Consider the following 16,699-nt stretch of genomic DNA (forward strand, 5'->3'; position numbering starts at 1 on the left):
TCTTATGAGCTTAGATGGGGTTAGCAAACATCTATTAATTTGTAACGGGAAAACATGCACGAAAAATGGAGCAGAAGAAGTAACAGAGACCATTAGGGGAGAATTGAAAAGCTTAGAGCTGCAAAAGGAGATACACACAACAAAAACATTATGTAATGGCCAATGCAAGTATGGTCCAATCGTGGTTCTATATCCACAAGGCACCTGGTATAAAGAAATGAATAAAACAAAAAGTGAAGAACTTATTCGTCAATTAAAAGAAAATAACAGTGTTCATTTAGGTTCTGAGCTTTATTACCATGATGGGAAAACATTTAAGAACCATGAAAGTGAACTGTAACATCTTATCTTTATATAGAAAAAGGCGTTTCTGTGTAACAGGACGCCTTTTCTACTGGAATAAGTCTAGTAACAATGGCAATAAAGTCAAAAATGGGACACAAATTCAGGAATAGATTTGATTAAAATCAGTCATCTTAACACTAAGGAGATGATGAAAATTATGCCAAGGAATGAACAAAATAGTGAAGCAACTCCCCATTTTGATGGAGAAAATGAAAACGTCATAAATGATTCAACAGCCATGCAAGGTAAGCAAATGGGAATAGTAATAAACGCTGACGAAGAATTCGCTCAAGACCAAAATCCATATCATTTTTCTAACATTCAGACCAATGAAAAGATGGAAGATTTTGAGGAAATTATGCGTGGAAATAAAATCGACAATAAAATCAATAAGTAAGCCTCTGGATATAAAGGGCACCTCTCTCTACCTGACATTTTGACTGTGTTGACATGTGCATATTATGGAATATATGCAAAAGGTTAAATCAGTGCATTTACCATAGTTTATGAATGTAAATTTCTAGAGGGTGCAGTGATTTTCTGCAATCAGAGGCTTTAATGGAGCAGATCCAGTCTAAATCCCCCCTTAACTTAATCAAACCATAAGCTCAGTAATATGAAAAAAGACTCGTCAAATGGACGAGTCTTTTGTGTTTATTCTTTGTCAGCTGCAATGTCAATACCACTGTCATTTTAACTGTTTTTTTTGAAAAAGCACATTAGAATAAAAAGCTGCCTTTTTTAATTTTTTTAATAAAATTCTATTAAAATTAGTATAGATATTATGTGGGAACAATTGGTATCATTACTTAAAGAAGAATTAGACAATGAGGGAGAACGGTTGGATGTGGAAAAAGCTAATAAAGATGCTGCAAGAAAATAAAGATAAGATTTATTACAGCATCATACTGATTTTCTTTGTTCTGGCGGTTGTATACGGAGTAAAAGGATATTTTCATCATCAATCTATTCACGCTGTTAAAGATGGAAATGACCTTATAGGCAGAATTTTCTCCCCGTTTATATTAGCCGTTCTGAGATTCGTCTTAGTTGTGCTTTTAGGAATTTTCGTTGCTATGATTGTCATTGCAACCCCTCTAAAGAGAATTAAGGTGATGCAATTTGAAGTTGAGTTTGCTGAAATAGCTAAACAGCAAGAAAAGCAATTAAACCAATTTCATTTTATATCGTCTGTTCTGAAGTTGAATACTTACTTTATAGGAAGAGTGTCTTCCTATTCTCCGGTCCCATATGAAAGGACCGTTCAAGAAATCTTAGCAAAATACGAAGAATTCTTTCAAAATGAACTTTTAATCAATATTCAAGCGCAAGTTTGGGAATATCAAGCGGGTACTTCACCATTCTCGAATCCATATTACACAAATGTAATGGATAGGCTGGTTCTTGAAACATCGCCTGACAAACAAGTGTTTATAAAGAATAAGGTATCTGTTGACACCAATATTTTAATGGCAGTTAGAGAAGAGTTTGGGAAAAAGGTTATTGTTCTCATAGAGAGTAAAGAGCACACATTTACAGATTATGATAAAGAAGTAGTTACTAGTATTTTTGAATATGGAAAAAATATTTGTCATACAACCCTTCTTATCCCATAACTCCCTTGAGTGTTTACATAGATATTGATTAGGATATACAATAGAATAAAGGGAGTGAATTAAATGGAAAATAAAAATTCACATATGCGTATTTACCATTCCGAAGAAGAATATGAAAATTGGAGAAAACGTCAGGATTCTGAATTTTCTATAAAAGAAACATATAAATCACACTTTTTAGAAACAATCAAAAACAGCAGCATGACTGATGTTCAAATTAACAAAGTCAATGTCTCTAAAAACGACCCAGTATTGAAAAACATTCAAGCTTTTCTAGCCAACAGCGCAAAATAAAAAGGTAACCGGGACTGCCGGTTTCCTTTTTATCGCGGCTAATGAATGGTATATAACAATCACAGCCTTCTTAACAGGCTTGGAACAGGAATAAGTTTTAGTATCACGTCTTTCATTGTTGGATAGGCGACTTTTTTTATGTTGGGATCGTGATGACGTTCTTTTTCCGTCCTAATCTCTTCTAACAAAGCTTTTTTCCACTCTTCTTTAGTCATAAGTGTTCAACCACCTTATTATTTATCCATCATTTAATGTATTCACTTGGTCTATTATTCATTCTTATTTCAAATGTTTACTCATCATTAAATGCGACAAAAAAAAGAGCCTTTTTCGGCTCCACAGTGTTTAAAATTATCTCCAAATTAATTGCTTAAAATACGATAAAAGCAGAATTTCATCTAATAAGTAGAGAGAAAATGCCATACGTTAATATACCATAAGGGTTAATTAACTTTGAAAAACGCAGTGAAATTCATAAATGAATTCCACTGCGTTTAACTTTTACTTAAAATTAGCTTTTTAGGAGGAAATCTTCAGACGTTTTTCTATTTTTAATGATTACCAGGTTTCATCAAGGTGCTGTGCATAGTAAGAGATCCCCCGTTTAAAGTATTGAAGGTTTTCATCAGTCGTGGTTTCCATCAAATTCATCAAGACTATTTCCATTGCTTCTTTATATTTACCGGTATTATACAAAGCCATTGAATAAAAGACTTGCAGACCGCGATGTTCAGGAAACTGAGTCACACCGCGATGCAGGGTTTCAACTGCTTCATCATAGTGCCCCAAAAGACGATAAGTACTGCCTAGACCGAGTAAACATCTTTGTAGATCTGGTTCTGAAAGGCCTTGCTCAATCGCTTTAACATAATAAGGAATCGCTTCTTTCCCAAAGCCGGAATTATCATAAGCAATCCCAATCTGATAATTAATCTCTGCGTTGTCTGGATAAACTTCAGACATTTTTAAAAGGAGGGTACGTGCTTCATTCAATAGAGTCATATCTTGTTTTGCGCGTCCGTTTTCACGCAGTGAAATAGCTTTGTTCAGAAGCTTACGTAAATTTGTATTTTCAGAAGTGTTCTTAATTTTTTTATTCATTTTTTAATCACCCCTTCTGTTTTAGTGCTGGTCAAGCTAATACTGTCAGGGAGTATTCATTTTTGGCAGCTACTCTTAATAAAATAATCAGTGCATTAATCCTCCTTCAAATCTGAGCATTAACATTGAGTTCATTTGTATATTAATGTATATTATATAAATGGTCAATTAAAAATCAGAATTTTTAAACAATAGATGATATAATATGTTTGTTTATAGCATTAAGAATGGTCGCATTTTAATTTGTATTCTTCTGAAATAAAGTGGAGCATTAAGTTGTCACAGGGCATAATTGGATAAACATAATAAACATGGTGAGTAATGAAAGGAACTGTTGTAGCAGTCTTTTTTTATTGCCTAACTTAGGAAGTTAGAATGTAGGGATCACAAATGGATTCAATAAAATAAAAAATATCTTATTTGATATGAAAGATGAGTACTCAAAAATATTTATTATTGGATTTAGTGCAGGGGCCACTATTTCTTGGTTATGCAGTGAGCTAGAGTTTGTGGATGGTATTGTCGGATACTATGGTTCACGAATTAGAGACTATGAAAATATATCTCCAAAATGTCCAACATTGCTGTTTTTTCCCCAAGCAGAAAAATCATTTAATGTTCATGAATTAATCTCAAATTTAATAACTGAGTCTTTACTCCGCTCACTCCTGGATTTGGGTACTCATAGAGTCCATATGATTCCTCTTTTTTGGCTCAATCCTGGATTTGGGTACTCATAGAGTCCATATGATTCCTCTTTTTTGGCTCAATCCTGGATTTGGGTACTCATAGGGTGCGTATGATTCCTCTTTTTTGGCTCAATCCTGGATTTGGGTACTCATAGGGTGCGTATGATTCCTCTTTTTTGGCTCACTCCTGGAGTTGGATACTCATTGAGTGAGTATGATTCCTCTTTTTTGGCTCAATCCTGGATTTGGGTACTCATAGGGTGCGTATGATTCCCCTTTTCAGGCACAATCCTGGAGTTGGATACTCATTGAGTGCGTATGATTCCTCTTTTTTGGCTCACTCCTGGAGTTGGATACTCATAGAGTCCATATGATTCCCCTTTTCAGGCTCAATCCTGGATTTGGGTACTCATAGGGTGCGTATGATTCCCCTTTTCAGGCTCAATCCTGGATTTGGGTACTCATAGGGTGCGTATGATTCCCCTTTTCAGGCTCGATCCTGGAGTTGGATACTCATTGAGTGCGTATGATTCCTCTTTTTTGGCTCGATCCTGGATTTGGGTACTCATTGCGTGCGTCTCCTTTCTTTTTTTGAAGGAATAGGGAAATAAAAGCTTTTGCGCATTGAAGGCGAGCGCAATCGCCAACCTTCGACAAATCTGTCATACAGGAGCTAAACAGGCACTTGCGCTTTTCTTATTAATTTGATGAGGTGAATGGGATGAAAATTGTAACAATCGGCGGCGGTTCAAGCTATACACCGGAATTAATTGAAGGATTTATCAAACGCTACAGCGAGCTTCATGTATTGGAAATCTGGCTCGTTGATATCGAAGCCGGCAAGGAAAAGCTGGAGATTGTCGGACAATTGGCAAGGGCGCATTCCTGTATTGGATTAAACGACGATTGATCAAAAAAATAACCTCTTGGTATAATATGAGAGTCATAAGCAGGCAAGCCTGCTTCTCAAACACTGATTATAGGTGTGAATATTGCAAACATAAGCTTGCAGCTTGTACACATACATAGAGTTTGTGTATCTTTCACCTCGAGAAGATCCAACGACATTGATCTCGTCATACAGATAGGTTATCTCTAAGTTCTCCCTTTCAATGACATTAAAAATGTTTAGTAGTGATGTTACAAGAACTCCAAATGCCTGCACTGAGGAAATTTTTTCTTTTTTTAGATAACAAAAAAAGGGGAATAGGGCCGATTAGTTAAACTTTATATGAAGAGAATTGTGGAACCTGATCCTGAAGGCAGGCTCCCTTACATTATCTAAAATATCAACTATAACATTCCATAGCCTCTAAAAAAGAAGTTCAGGATAAAAGGATAAAAGGATAAAAGCTCTTTACTTCCTGTATAATATGGATGAATTATCTTTAGGGGATAAAAGATAGGAGAAAACGTCATGCAGCTAGAAAAATTTATTGATCGAAGAAAAACGCATTCTGTTAAATGGTACATAGAGGATCAAGATATTATTCCATTATGCATTGCAGATATGGATTTTCAAGTTTCAGAAGAAATCGTAAATGCTATAGGTCAAAAAGCAGCGCACGGAATATATGGCTATAGTACATTTTGTGAACGTTATTATGATGCTGTTCAGTATTGGTGGAAAACACAGTACAATTGGGAGTTAAAACGCGAGTGGATTTCTTTTAGCCCTGGAATTATTCCTGGAATAAATTTATTATTAAAAGCATTAACACAGCCAGGTGATGCGGTGATCGTGCAAGATCCTGTCTATTATCCGTTCTTTTCTACAATTGAAACACAAGGCTGTACCATTTTAAATAATTCTCTTGTCTGTTCGAATGGAACATATGAAATGGATTTTGAAGACTTTGAAGAAAAAGCATCACATCCCAATACGAAAATATTCATTTTGTGCAGCCCCCATAATCCAGTAGGAAGAGTTTGGACTCGTGAGGAATTGCGTAAAATTGGTGAAATTTGTGACAAACATGGTGTTTTTGTCATTTCGGATGAAATGCATGGAGATTTAACTTACGCAGGTTATAAACATATACCATTTGCAACCGTTCACCCAAACCATTTAAAGTTTTCTATTACATGTGCTGCACCAAGTAAAACTTTTAATATCGCAGGCATGCAAAGCTCTATTTTTATTATTGCAAATAGAGATGTGAAAGAAAAATATGAAGCCCTATTAACAGGATACGGTTTAATGCGTCCAAATGCCTTCGCAGTCGAAGGAACGATTGCTGCCTATTATAAGGGATTGCCATGGCTTCAAAAAGTAAGGGGTTATTTAGAAGAGAACCTTCAGTATGTATGTGCTTATTTAAAAGAACATATTCCTTCTATTAAAGTGGTGAAACCTGAAGCGACTCATTTGATTTGGCTGGATTGCCGTGATCTTGGGATTCCTCACGAAGAGCTGCATACATTCTTTTTAGAAAATGCAAGAGTTCGCCTTGATGAAGGAATGAAATTCGGTAAAGGCGGGTATGGGTTTGAACGTATAAATATTGCATGTCCTCGTGAGGTTTTAACGGAAGCTTTACTTAGAATGAAAGCTGCTGTAAAAGGAAAAGAAGAAACCTGCTGATTTAGGTGGAATAAAAAATTTTAAACAAAATTAGGAGAACAGATTATGATTATCGAAACCATCGCTGATTCCCTTGAAGATGCAAAAATCGCACAAACTGCTGGTGCCGATCGGATAGAATTAGTCACAGGATTGATGGAAGGAGGGCTTACACCAAGCTATGGTTTAATTAGAAGTGTGTGCAGCGAATTAACGATTCCAGTGAATGTGATGATTCGCCCGCATAGCCGCAACTTTTGTTATACAGAAGAAGACTTGAATATTATGTTAGAAGATATTAAGATTTGCCGCGATTTAGGTGCTGCTGGAGTTGTCTTTGGTGCTTTAACGCAAGAGAAGAAAATAGATGAGGATAAGGTAATGAAGTTAATTCAAGCCTCAAAAGGGTTAGATATTACATTCCACCGGGCGTTTGACGAGGTTGATCATCTGTTCACGGCTTTAGGAGTTCTTCAGAAATACCCTGAGATATCTAGAATCCTCACATCCGGCAGCAAGCAAAAAGCTACAGAAGCGATCGAAGAGCTGGGTCAGCTGGCAGACCTTTCGGCAGGGACTGGACCTTCCATTATGGCAGGATCAGGATTAACACCTCAAAATTTGCAGGCATTCTTAAAAAAGGTAAACGTGAGAGAAGTACACTTTGGTTCAGGAATCCGTTTTGAATCAAGCTATCAGAACCCTATCGATCCTAACAAAATAAAAACGATCAGGAAAATCGTTTCATAAAGAGTGTCTTCACTTTTGTTAGAATTCGCTTTTACGACAGATTTGGATTGATAATTTAAGAGACGAATTAGTTTAACCATCAGCGAAAAGGCTGCAGACATTTATTAAATCCTGCAGCCTTTTGTTTATGAAGTTTTTTTCAATGGGATAATTGTTTCAGATTGCTTTGGCTGTTTTTTTCTATAAACCAATTTAGATAAGCTTACACTGATTTCATATAAAACGAATAACGGTACAATAACAAGTATGTCTGAAATAAGGTCAGGGGGGGTTATGAAAATAGCAATCAATGTAAGTAAAAAGTAAGAGATCTTTCTTGCTTTAGAGAGCAGCATCGGGTTAATGATGCCAATTGAGGTAAGAAACATAGCTATTAAGGGTATTTCAAAAAGCAATCCAAACGGCAGTGTCAGATTGATCATAAATTTAAAGTACTTTTCTGCAGTAAACATGGTTTCAAAATGTCCTTTTGATAAAGAGATTAAAAAATTAAGGACAAGCGGATAGACGATAAAGTAACCGAATGATAAACCTGCAACAAATAAAGTAAACAATCCTGGAATATACGCTAACGCTGTTTTCCGTTCCTTATCGGATAATGCCGGTTTTACAAACAGCCACATTTGATAAGCTGCAATAGGAATAGTCAGTGCGATAGCAATGACCCCTGCAATCGTAAAATAGACCCACAGAATTTCACTTGGCCCTAAGACAGCTAAGTTATGACTGAGATCCCGAACCAGCCATTCGTATATTTCCTGAACATATAGGAATGAACCAAATAAAAAAATGGCAAAAGCGACTAAAACAAAAATTAACCGTTTCCTTAACTCCCCCAGGTGATTAACAAAAGATAACTCTTTATTGTTCATATAAGCTTCTCCCTTTTTGAAAATAAGAGGAAGATGCAAACATGGTGTTTACATCTTCGGGCACTTTTACTTAGAGCTGCTGTTATCTTCTTTTTCTTCTGACATGATATCCTTTGCTGAGCTTTTAAATTCTCTTAATGTATTACCAAATGCACGCCCAATTTCAGGTAACTTAGATGGCCCAAATATGATGAGTGCAATAATTAAAATTAATATTAGACCTGGCACTCCTATGTTTTGTAACATGCTGCTGCCTCCATTAAAAATATTTTTAAACGATTGAGACGAATAAGATGAGATACATTTATCCCTTTACTCTATCATTTAATGGTAAAGGATCCATACTTTGATCGTTGTTTGTTAAATCAATTCCATAGTCCTTAGCGAAAACCATATGGGTTTCAACAAGAACACCTTCTTTATTTTCATCTAAATTGAATACTCTTGCTCCACGTAGTCTGTTGTTATCAGCACCACCAAGACCGTACGTTCCAAAACCTGTGTTACCAGCATACCCAAGCAAAATTCCATAATAGTTGCCACAATAGGTGTTTGTATGATCATGTCCGCAGAAAACTCCTTTAACGTCTCCTCTATCTAACATGGCTGAAAATAAGCCGCCGTTAACCGGTCCTGGACATTCAACTTCATTTCTTTCTCCTACTATTTTATGCCTTGCCATTGCAAGCTCATGGCTTTCTTGTGTTCTGACGTCTACGCCTCCATGCCACATAAAACGATGCTCCCATAAAGGGATATGAATGAATACGAGTGAAGGAACTTTATAACCGTATTGCTTCTCAATTTTTTTAGATTGCTCATAGTACCAGTTCACTTGATTGAAACGGAGCCAGTCCCAAGTTGGGTATCCTTTAAAATCTTGCCCAGCTATTTTTGCTGGTGCATATCTTCCGCTATCAAGAAGCCAGAGGTTGAATGCGGCTTTATCGCCTTTTGATTTTCTTATTAAGATGTTCATGTTTCCTGTTCCAGAAAGGCCCTTTTCTCCAGGTTCATTCATATTATATTTGTAATTACTATAGAACTTCAGCATGTCATTTTCATACATTCCAGTCTTGGCTGAACAATCTTCATCATGATTTCCAAATGTAACCGCCCATTTAATTCCTCTTTTTTCCATTGGCTGAGCTACATTATTTAGGGCTTGTTGCATCTCTAATTCCGTATCAATGCCTGATTCAATATTGTCACCGTTAAGAACAACAAAATCCGGCTTCTCTGAGTCAAGAACTTTCTCCATAAGTTCAATTGTTCTGCGATCAATTCGTTCATCATCTTGAGTATCGTTAAATTGTACAACTTTAAACTTGCCATCTGAGTTAAATTGAAGCTTAGCATTTTCTGATTGTTCAGCATGTGCTTTATTAGTCAATAAATCACCCGGCAAACCAGTAGAAGCAAGTGTTAACGCAAGCGTACTCATTCCGCCTATTTTTATAAAACTCCTTCTGTCCAGCCCTTTGTTTAGATCCTGATTACTCATAAAATTACCTCCAGTTTTTTTGTAATTAAAAAATCCTAGCAATTGAAAAGAGTAAAAATAGAGGAAATAACTTATACAATTTTAAGTAAAACAGTCCATATTTAAAATTGAGTTGCCGCCAATATCCCCGTAATCTACTTTTTCATCATAGTATATAAATATTGATAGATTATTAAACAAAACAGCAATTTAAGTAAATAAAACAAAACAAAAAACAAAAATAAACAGCTTATTTCGCATGAAAATGAAGCTTATTAGACTTGCTATGAGATGAAAGCTTGATAATCGAACAGATTAGACTTTTGATTTCGTTTTGATTTTTGTTTAATTTTACAAAAGTTAATATTTTCCCTGTCTTGTATTTATATAACTTTTTTATAATAGGTTAATTAAAAACAAACCAAAACAAAATGGGGGAAGGAAATGAAAATGAATGATAGATATAAAGCGATAATCAGAGAACTAGAAATGAAAAATAAGATTGGCGTAGCAGATATAGCTATAAAATTAAACGTGACGCCTGAAACAATCAGAAAAGACCTGAGTGCACTCGAAGAGAAAAAGAAATTGCGCAGAATTCATGGGGGAGCCATCCAATATCTTGGTGTGATTAAAGAGCCTCATTTTAATAAAAAAGTCGGAATCTTTCATCCACAGAAAAAAATGATAGGAGAAGCTGCGGCGACTTTTATTATGGATGGAGATTTAATAGCTCTGGATGTCGGCACAACCATTTTTCAAATTGCAAGTGCTATTAAAGATGTCAAAAATGTAACAATCGTGACCAATTCTCTGGCAGCAGCTGAACTATTAAATAGTCGGATCGAAAACAGGTTATTTAATGGAAAAGTCATTGTCCTCGGAGGCGTTTCCAATCCTCTGCAGCGTTCTATATGCGGGTCCATAACCAATAAGTTATTGGAACAATTTTATTTTGACAAAGCCTTTATTTCTTGCGGGGGAATAAACAAGGATGGAATTTGTGATTTTAATGTAGAAGAAGCAACGGCTTCTTCTATTATGATGAAGAGATCAAAACAAGTAATTGTTGCAGCTGATTCTTCTAAACTGAATCAAAGAGCTCTTTTCCATATAGGGCCATTCTCTGCTATTGACTGTCTGATTACTGATCAAAAAATGCCGGTTGACTGGTCGAAAGATCCAGTTATTGGTGAAGTAGATTGGATAAATGCAGGTCACGCCAATGAGAGTTGATTATCACGTTCATCTTGAAGAAGGTCCGTATACATCTAATTGGCTGAAAAAAACCTATCAAAACCTTCTTATAGGACAGCATTTTTCGCCAGAAGAAAAATCCTCGAAACAATGGGCTGCCCAATCCGTGCAAAAGTTATCTGAAAGAATGATAAAAGGAGCTTATGATCCAAGCTGGCTTGATTTATATCTTGAAAATGCGAAAAGAAAAGGAATCAAAGAAGTCGGGATAGTGGATCATTTATATCGTTTTACAGATTGCCGAAAGTATTTTGAAAAGAACATGCAGCTTGATGAAAGTCCGATCGGCCGCATGCAAAAGCAATGGTTAAATCTAGTCATGACCGAAAGCATGGATCATTTTGCGGAATCCATTTCAAGAAATAAAGAAAAATAGGCCAAGCAAGGTGTGCAGTTAAAAATAGGAATAGAAGCAGACTATTTTGAGGATGATGAAGAGGATTTATCTGCATTGCTTTGCAAGCATGATTGGGATTTTATTAATGGCTCTGTTCATTTTATCAATGGATGGGGATTTGATAATCCTAAAACGATCGATGAGTTTGAAAATTATGAAGTACATGAATTATATGAAACATTCTTTAGAATCGTGGAAAAGGCCATCAGAAGCGACTTGTTTGACTATATTTCCCACCTGGATAATATTAAAGTTTTCGGCTACCGTCCGCATAACGATCTTTTGCTGCCCATGTACAAAAGGATAGTAAAAGCTTTAAAAGAAATGGATGCAGCTACAGAGGTTAACGCAGGGTTATTTTACCGATTTCCGGTAAAAGAAATGTGCCCAAGTGAACCATTTCTTCATTTATTAATCGAAAATGAGATTCCATTGCTTCTTTCTTCTGATGCCCATTTTCCAGAGGATAAGGTGCTTTTCTAGATGAAAACATTGAGATGCTGATTAATAAAGGGGTAAAGGAAATCGCTACTTTTGATAAGAGGAAACGGATTATGAAGCCTTTTTCGATTAGGGATCTTCATTAAAAATACTTTAGCAGAAAACAGATAAAAACACCTTAAATCTTAATATGCGATTTAAGGTGTTTTTTAAAATGAAAAAATGTATTATTTTTTCTGTGCCGATTTCCGGATCACGATTTCAGGCTCCATCATCTGAGTAAGGCTTACGGAACCAGGCTGATCGATTAAAGACAGGAGGGAATCAACCATTGTCTCAGCCAGGAGGCCAATTGGAACACCTACGCTTGTCAGCTCTGTTTCGAGGCTCGCCATTTGCGGGATATTATCATATGAAATTAAGGAAAGATCCTCTGGTATCCTCAAGTTTAGCTCCTTTACGGCTCTTAGTATCCCTACACTGATATCGTAGCTTCCGCTTATAAGAGCTGTTGGCTTGTTTTTGTACTGCAGCAGTTCTTTTGCAGCAAGGTAGCCATCATACCAGCTTAATCCCTTCGTATTGCCGATGCTTTCTTCGGTTACAGGAAGTTTAGCTTCTTCCATTCCTTTATGATATCCCTTGAGCTTTTCTGCCTGTCGTCTGTCACAGGGGGACAGGTCCCCAATATAGTTTATTTTTGAATGACCCAGATCGTTTAGGTGAGCAACCGCTTTTTGAATCGCTTTTTTATGATTGACGTCGATAATAGGATAGGCATTGTCTCCTGAAACCCCATAGGACAAGATGGGAACGGATGAGGCCATATTGGAATGCAGCTGAGTTTCACCCCCTTCCTCGAAAATCACGACGCCGTCAACCTGAAAGCTTTTAAACATTTCTACCGCTTTGTCAGCTGCATTAACAGATAGAATCATAAAATAATTTTTATTTGTCACGATTTCATTTATTTTCGATACTAGGGCAGTAAGGGCAATTCGGTCAATCGCAGGCCATACAAGACCAATCGTTCTGCTTTTTTTAGAAACAAGATTTTTTGCGGCAAAATTGGGAGAGTAGCCTAAAGTCCGTGCGGCTTCTAAAACCTTTTTCTTCGTATCCGGCTTTACAAGAGGACTGTCATTCAAGGCCTTGGAGACAGTTGAATAGCTTACTCCTGATTCCCGGGCAATATCTTTTATCGTTACACTCATTAGAAATCCTCCAAAACAGACAAAAATGAAATGTTGAAAATTTTCAGAATACAGATTATACTGTTAAATAACAACGTTGTTACTTGTAGTATAGTATAAAAGCTGAGGAAATACATGCTTTTTAAAGAAAAAATAACAACGTTGTTATTTTTCAGATAAAAATAACAACGTTGTTAAAAATGATTCAAGCTTTTTGTATAATGGGCAAGTTCACTTGAAAAAGGGGGACTCTGAATTGAAAAAATTTATGGATGACGATTTTCTATTAGATTACGAAAGCTCTAAGATTCTCTACCATGAATATGCAAAAGATATGCCAATCTATGATTACCACTGTCATTTAAGTCCTGAAGAAATTGCGGAAAACAAGCAGTTCCGAAACCTGACGGAAATCTGGCTGAACGGCGATCACTATAAATGGAGAGCCATGCGTGCAAATGGCATCAGCGAACATTTGATTACAGGCAGCGCAAGCGATAAGGAAAAGTTTGATGCATGGGCAAAAACAATGCCATCCTGTATCGGGAATCCCCTTTATCATTGGACACACTTGGAGCTGAAGCGATATTTCAACATTGATTTGCCGCTGAGTGAAAAAACAGGAGACGAAATCTGGGAGCGCTGCAATCATCTGCTTTTGCAGAAGGATTTTTCTGCACAGTCCATCATAAAAAAATCAAATGTTCAAGTGATTTGCACAACAGATGATCCGGCAGATTCGCTTTCCTATCATAAGGAAATTCAAGCAAATGAAAGGATAGAGACAGCCGTTCTGCCAGCTTTTCGTCCGGATAAAGGCATAGAAATTACGAAGCAAGGTTTTCTTCGTTACATAGAGAAGCTATCTAAAGCAGCAAATATCGAAATCAACGGCTACCAAGATTTAGTAAAGGCTTTTGAAAATAGAGTCGATTATTTCCACGAAGCAGGGTGCAGAGTGTCAGACCATGGTTTTGACCATCTTTTCTATGAAGAAGCAACACTGGAAGAAGTTTCAGCGATATTTGATAAGACAATTCAAGGTCAATCCATCACCTTATCTGAAGAAAATAAGTATAAGACATATACACTTCTTCATCTGGTGAAGTTGTATCATTCTCATGGCTGGGCGATGCAGCTGCACATTGGGGCGATCCGCAATAACAATACAAAAATGTTTAAGAAAATAGGCCCTGATGCAGGGTTTGATTCCATGAACGATTTTGAACTGGCTAAGCCGCTGAATCAGTTTCTGAATCGTCTTGACAGAGAGAATGAGCTGCCAAAGACCATTCTCTATAATTTGAATCCTGCTCACAATCCGATCATTGCATCAGCCGTCGGGAATTTTCAAAATGAAGAAGCAAGAGGGAAGCTTCAATTTGGCACAGGCTGGTGGTTTAACGATCAAAAAGACGGGATGATCCGCCAGATGACAGACCTTGCAAGTATAGGGATGATCAGCAATTTTGTGGGTATGGTGACGGATTCCCGGAGTTTCCTATCTTATACAAGACATGAATACTTCCGCAGGATTCTATGTAACTTAATCGGCGGCTGGGTTCATAAAGGCGAAGCACCAGATGACTATGAACTACTCGGACAAATGGTGCAGGATATTTCCTATAACAATGCGAAAACATATTTTGAGATTGCTAGATAATCAGATGGAGGGAAAACGCTTATGCAAATGACATTTCGCTGGTATGGAGATAATGATCCTGTTACCTTACAAAAGATACGACAGATTCCAGGTATGACTGGAATTGTATCCGCTATTTACGATATCCCTGTCGGGGAGGCCTGGCCTTATGACAAAATTATTGGGCTCAAAAAGAAGGTTGAAGAGAGCGGCTTAAGCTTAAGTGTAATAGAGAGCGTCCCTGTTCATGAGGACATAAAGCTCGGCCTTCCTTCCAGAGATCGATATATAGAAAACTACAAAACTGCGATTCGGAATTTATCCAGGGCTGGAATTAAGATTGTATGTTATAACTTTATGCCTGTCTTTGACTGGACTCGTTCATCACTTGACTATGAATTAGAAGATGGCTCCACAGCTCTTATTTATGAAGAAGAAAAAGTAAAGCAAATGAATCCGATAAACGGGGACTTAAAGCTGCCGGGCTGGGATACAAGCTATGAACCGGAGCAATTGAAAAACCTGCTGAATCAATATCAGAATGTATCGGAAGAGAAATTGTGGGCGAATCTCTCGTATTTTATTAAAGAAATCATTCCGGTTGCCGAGGAAGAGGAAGTCAAAATGGCTATTCATCCGGATGATCCGCCATGGTCAATCTTCGGACTGCCGAGAATCATTAACAGTAAAGAAAACTTAGACAGATTCGTCAATCTTTATGAAAGTCCATACAACGGACTTTGTTTATGCAGCGGGTCGCTCGGTGCAAATCCAGCTCATGATTTCCCTGAATTTGTCCGTTATTTTGGCAGCAAAGGGAAGATCAATTTCGTTCACTTAAGAAACATTAAATGGACAGGTGAAAAATCCTTTCAGGAATCTGCCCATCTTTCAACGGACGGTTCATTGGATATGTATGAAATTGTCCGTGCCTTAAGAGAAGTTGATTTTTCAGGACCGGCAAGACCGGATCATGGCAGAATGATCTGGGGAGAAACAGGAAAACCGGGTTATGGTTTGTATGACCGCGCACTTGGTGCTGCGTATCTAAATGGTTTGTGGGAAGCTGCAACTAAAGAAAAAAACAGACAAGCCGAAACGGGGAATAAATATGAAGATTCCTTTTCAAATTGATTTAGAGGGAAAAGTGGCTGTCGTTACGGGTGGAAGCGGTGTTCTGTGCAGCCAATTTGCCAAAGCTCTTGCAGCATGCGGAGCAAAAACGGCAGTCATAAGCAGACGCCAGGAATCAGTAGAACGCGTTGCCGAAGAAATTCGTGCAGCTGGCGGGACTGCTATAGCACTATCTGCTGATGTGCTTGACAAAACAAGTCTTGAGCGGGCAAAAGCAGAAGTGAATGAAAAACTTGGCCCGTGCAGCATTCTAATAAATGGAGCAGGAGGCAATCACCCTAAAGGGAATACGGATAAAGAATACTATTTCAATGAGGACTTGAACAACTCAGAAATCAATACGTTTTTTGATTTGGATTCAGAAGGGGTCCGTTCAGTTTTTGATTTGAACTTTCTCGGAACCCTGCAGACCACTCAAGTGTTTGGCAGAGATATGGGCGAAGGTGATGTGATCATTAATGTCTCATCAATGAATGCCTATACCCCATTGACAAAAATTCCAGCTTACAGCGGGGCAAAAGCGGCAGTCAGCAACTTTACTCAATGGCTGGCAGTGCATATGTCAAAGGCAGGCATACGCGTCAATGCCATTGCACCTGGCTTTTTCTTAACAGAGCAAAATCGAAATTTATTAACGAACACAGATGGCAGCTACACCGATCGGGCTAAAAAGATTCTTAACCAGACACCGCTCGAGAGATTTGGAGATCCTGAGGATTTGAATGGAACACTGCTTTGGCTTGTCAGCAATGAAGCATCGCGATTTGTGACTGGAACGGTGATTCCGGTGGATGGCGGATTTTCAGCTTATTCAGGAGTTTGATGACAGCTGATTTTTCGTTTAGTGGATAAATTCTTACTTTCCGTTGATAGAGTAAAACGAACCTTCCTTGAGAGGGTTCTTTTTTATCTTGAAGGAAAG

Annotated in this window: 16 protein-coding genes and 3 pseudogenes; 13 read left to right on the top strand and 6 right to left on the bottom strand. The window is 37.4% G+C overall.

Annotated features, from left to right (window positions below):
• Positions 1–4: 4 nt before the first annotated feature.
• The 4 genes from LIT25_06510 (at position 5) to LIT25_06525 (ending at position 2,255) form a co-directional block, all read left to right on the top strand.
• Positions 5–340, top strand: coding sequence for a (2Fe-2S) ferredoxin domain-containing protein (locus LIT25_06510; protein ID USK34986.1), 336 nt, complete (start codon positions 5–7; stop codon positions 338–340).
• 153 nt (positions 341–493) lie between these two features.
• Positions 494–742 carry a hypothetical protein gene (locus LIT25_06515; GenBank protein ID USK34987.1) on the top strand — a complete coding sequence of 83 codons (249 nt, stop codon included), beginning with the start codon at positions 494–496 and terminating at the stop codon, positions 740–742.
• A 448-nt stretch (positions 743–1,190) separates the two neighbouring features.
• Complete coding sequence (locus tag LIT25_06520; GenBank protein USK34988.1) at positions 1,191–1,961, top strand: hypothetical protein; 771 nt, start codon at positions 1,191–1,193, stop codon at positions 1,959–1,961.
• Between the two features lie 63 nt (positions 1,962–2,024).
• Positions 2,025–2,255: a hypothetical protein gene (locus LIT25_06525; GenBank protein ID USK34989.1), complete on the top strand. Its 231-nt coding sequence runs from the start codon at positions 2,025–2,027 to the stop codon at positions 2,253–2,255.
• Between the two features lie 59 nt (positions 2,256–2,314).
• Here the strand turns inward: LIT25_06525 and LIT25_06530 are convergent, their stop codons facing one another.
• Both LIT25_06530 and LIT25_06535 read right to left on the bottom strand, forming a co-directional pair.
• Positions 2,315–2,470 (bottom strand): hypothetical protein, encoded by a 156-nt coding sequence (locus LIT25_06530; GenBank protein ID USK34990.1) that lies wholly within the window; start codon positions 2,468–2,470, stop codon positions 2,315–2,317.
• A gap of 343 nt (positions 2,471–2,813) precedes the next feature.
• The gene (locus tag LIT25_06535) at positions 2,814–3,356 is read right to left on the bottom strand and encodes a tetratricopeptide repeat protein (GenBank protein USK34991.1); all 543 of its coding nucleotides are present in this window, start codon (positions 3,354–3,356) and stop codon (positions 2,814–2,816) included.
• Between the two features lie 437 nt (positions 3,357–3,793).
• Between LIT25_06535 and LIT25_06540 the strand changes: the two are divergent.
• The 4 genes and pseudogenes from LIT25_06540 (at position 3,794) to LIT25_06555 (ending at position 7,358) form a co-directional block, all read left to right on the top strand.
• Positions 3,794–3,976 (top strand): annotated as a pseudogene (locus LIT25_06540) (dienelactone hydrolase family protein).
• 790 nt (positions 3,977–4,766) lie between these two features.
• Positions 4,767–4,922: pseudogene (locus LIT25_06545) on the top strand (6-phospho-beta-glucosidase).
• A 540-nt stretch (positions 4,923–5,462) separates the two neighbouring features.
• Complete coding sequence (locus tag LIT25_06550; protein ID USK34992.1) at positions 5,463–6,629, top strand: pyridoxal phosphate-dependent aminotransferase; 1,167 nt, start codon at positions 5,463–5,465, stop codon at positions 6,627–6,629.
• A 45-nt stretch (positions 6,630–6,674) separates the two neighbouring features.
• Positions 6,675–7,358 (top strand): copper homeostasis protein CutC, encoded by a 684-nt coding sequence (locus LIT25_06555; protein USK34993.1) that lies wholly within the window; start codon positions 6,675–6,677, stop codon positions 7,356–7,358.
• 125 nt (positions 7,359–7,483) lie between these two features.
• On the opposite strand, the gene tatC is transcribed toward LIT25_06555, so the two are convergent.
• From tatC to LIT25_06570, 3 genes are all read right to left on the bottom strand, one after another.
• Positions 7,484–8,230: a twin-arginine translocase subunit TatC gene (tatC, locus tag LIT25_06560; protein ID USK34994.1), complete on the bottom strand. Its 747-nt coding sequence runs from the start codon at positions 8,228–8,230 to the stop codon at positions 7,484–7,486.
• A gap of 66 nt (positions 8,231–8,296) precedes the next feature.
• Complete coding sequence (gene tatA / locus LIT25_06565) at positions 8,297–8,476, bottom strand: twin-arginine translocase TatA/TatE family subunit (protein ID USK34995.1); 180 nt, start codon at positions 8,474–8,476, stop codon at positions 8,297–8,299.
• Between the two features lie 58 nt (positions 8,477–8,534).
• A complete protein-coding gene (locus LIT25_06570; protein USK34996.1) occupies positions 8,535–9,734 on the bottom strand; it encodes a metallophosphoesterase family protein in 1,200 nt (399 codons plus the stop codon).
• 423 nt (positions 9,735–10,157) lie between these two features.
• Between LIT25_06570 and LIT25_06575 the strand changes: the two genes are divergently transcribed.
• Both LIT25_06575 and LIT25_06580 read left to right on the top strand, forming a co-directional pair.
• On the top strand, positions 10,158–10,949 hold the full coding sequence (locus tag LIT25_06575) for a DeoR/GlpR family DNA-binding transcription regulator (protein ID USK34997.1): 792 nt from the start codon (positions 10,158–10,160) through the stop codon (positions 10,947–10,949).
• Positions 10,939–11,954 (top strand): annotated as a pseudogene (locus tag LIT25_06580) (histidinol phosphate phosphatase domain-containing protein). The gene LIT25_06575 and the pseudogene LIT25_06580 overlap by 11 nt, the downstream one beginning before the upstream one ends.
• Before the next feature lie 81 nt (positions 11,955–12,035).
• On the opposite strand, the gene LIT25_06585 reads toward LIT25_06580, so the two are convergent.
• A complete protein-coding gene (locus LIT25_06585; GenBank protein ID USK34998.1) occupies positions 12,036–13,022 on the bottom strand; it encodes a LacI family transcriptional regulator in 987 nt (328 codons plus the stop codon).
• A gap of 235 nt (positions 13,023–13,257) precedes the next feature.
• Between LIT25_06585 and uxaC the strand changes: the two genes are divergently transcribed.
• Genes uxaC through LIT25_06600 form a run of 3 tightly spaced genes read left to right on the top strand, consistent with a single transcriptional unit; the run spans position 13,258 to position 16,600 of the window.
• Positions 13,258–14,664: a glucuronate isomerase gene (gene uxaC / locus LIT25_06590; protein ID USK34999.1), complete on the top strand. Its 1,407-nt coding sequence runs from the start codon at positions 13,258–13,260 to the stop codon at positions 14,662–14,664.
• Positions 14,665–14,685: 21 nt separating this feature from the next.
• Positions 14,686–15,777 (top strand): mannonate dehydratase, encoded by a 1,092-nt coding sequence (gene uxuA, locus LIT25_06595; GenBank protein USK35000.1) that lies wholly within the window; start codon positions 14,686–14,688, stop codon positions 15,775–15,777.
• Positions 15,755–16,600, top strand: coding sequence for an SDR family oxidoreductase (locus tag LIT25_06600; protein USK35001.1), 846 nt, complete (start codon positions 15,755–15,757; stop codon positions 16,598–16,600). The genes uxuA and LIT25_06600 overlap by 23 nt, the downstream gene beginning before the upstream one ends.
• The last annotated feature ends 99 nt before the right edge of the window (positions 16,601–16,699 follow it).

The sequence above is a fragment of the Bacillus sp. F19 genome, from assembly GCA_023823795.1.
GTDB lineage: Bacteria > Bacillota > Bacilli > Bacillales > Bacillaceae > Bacillus_P.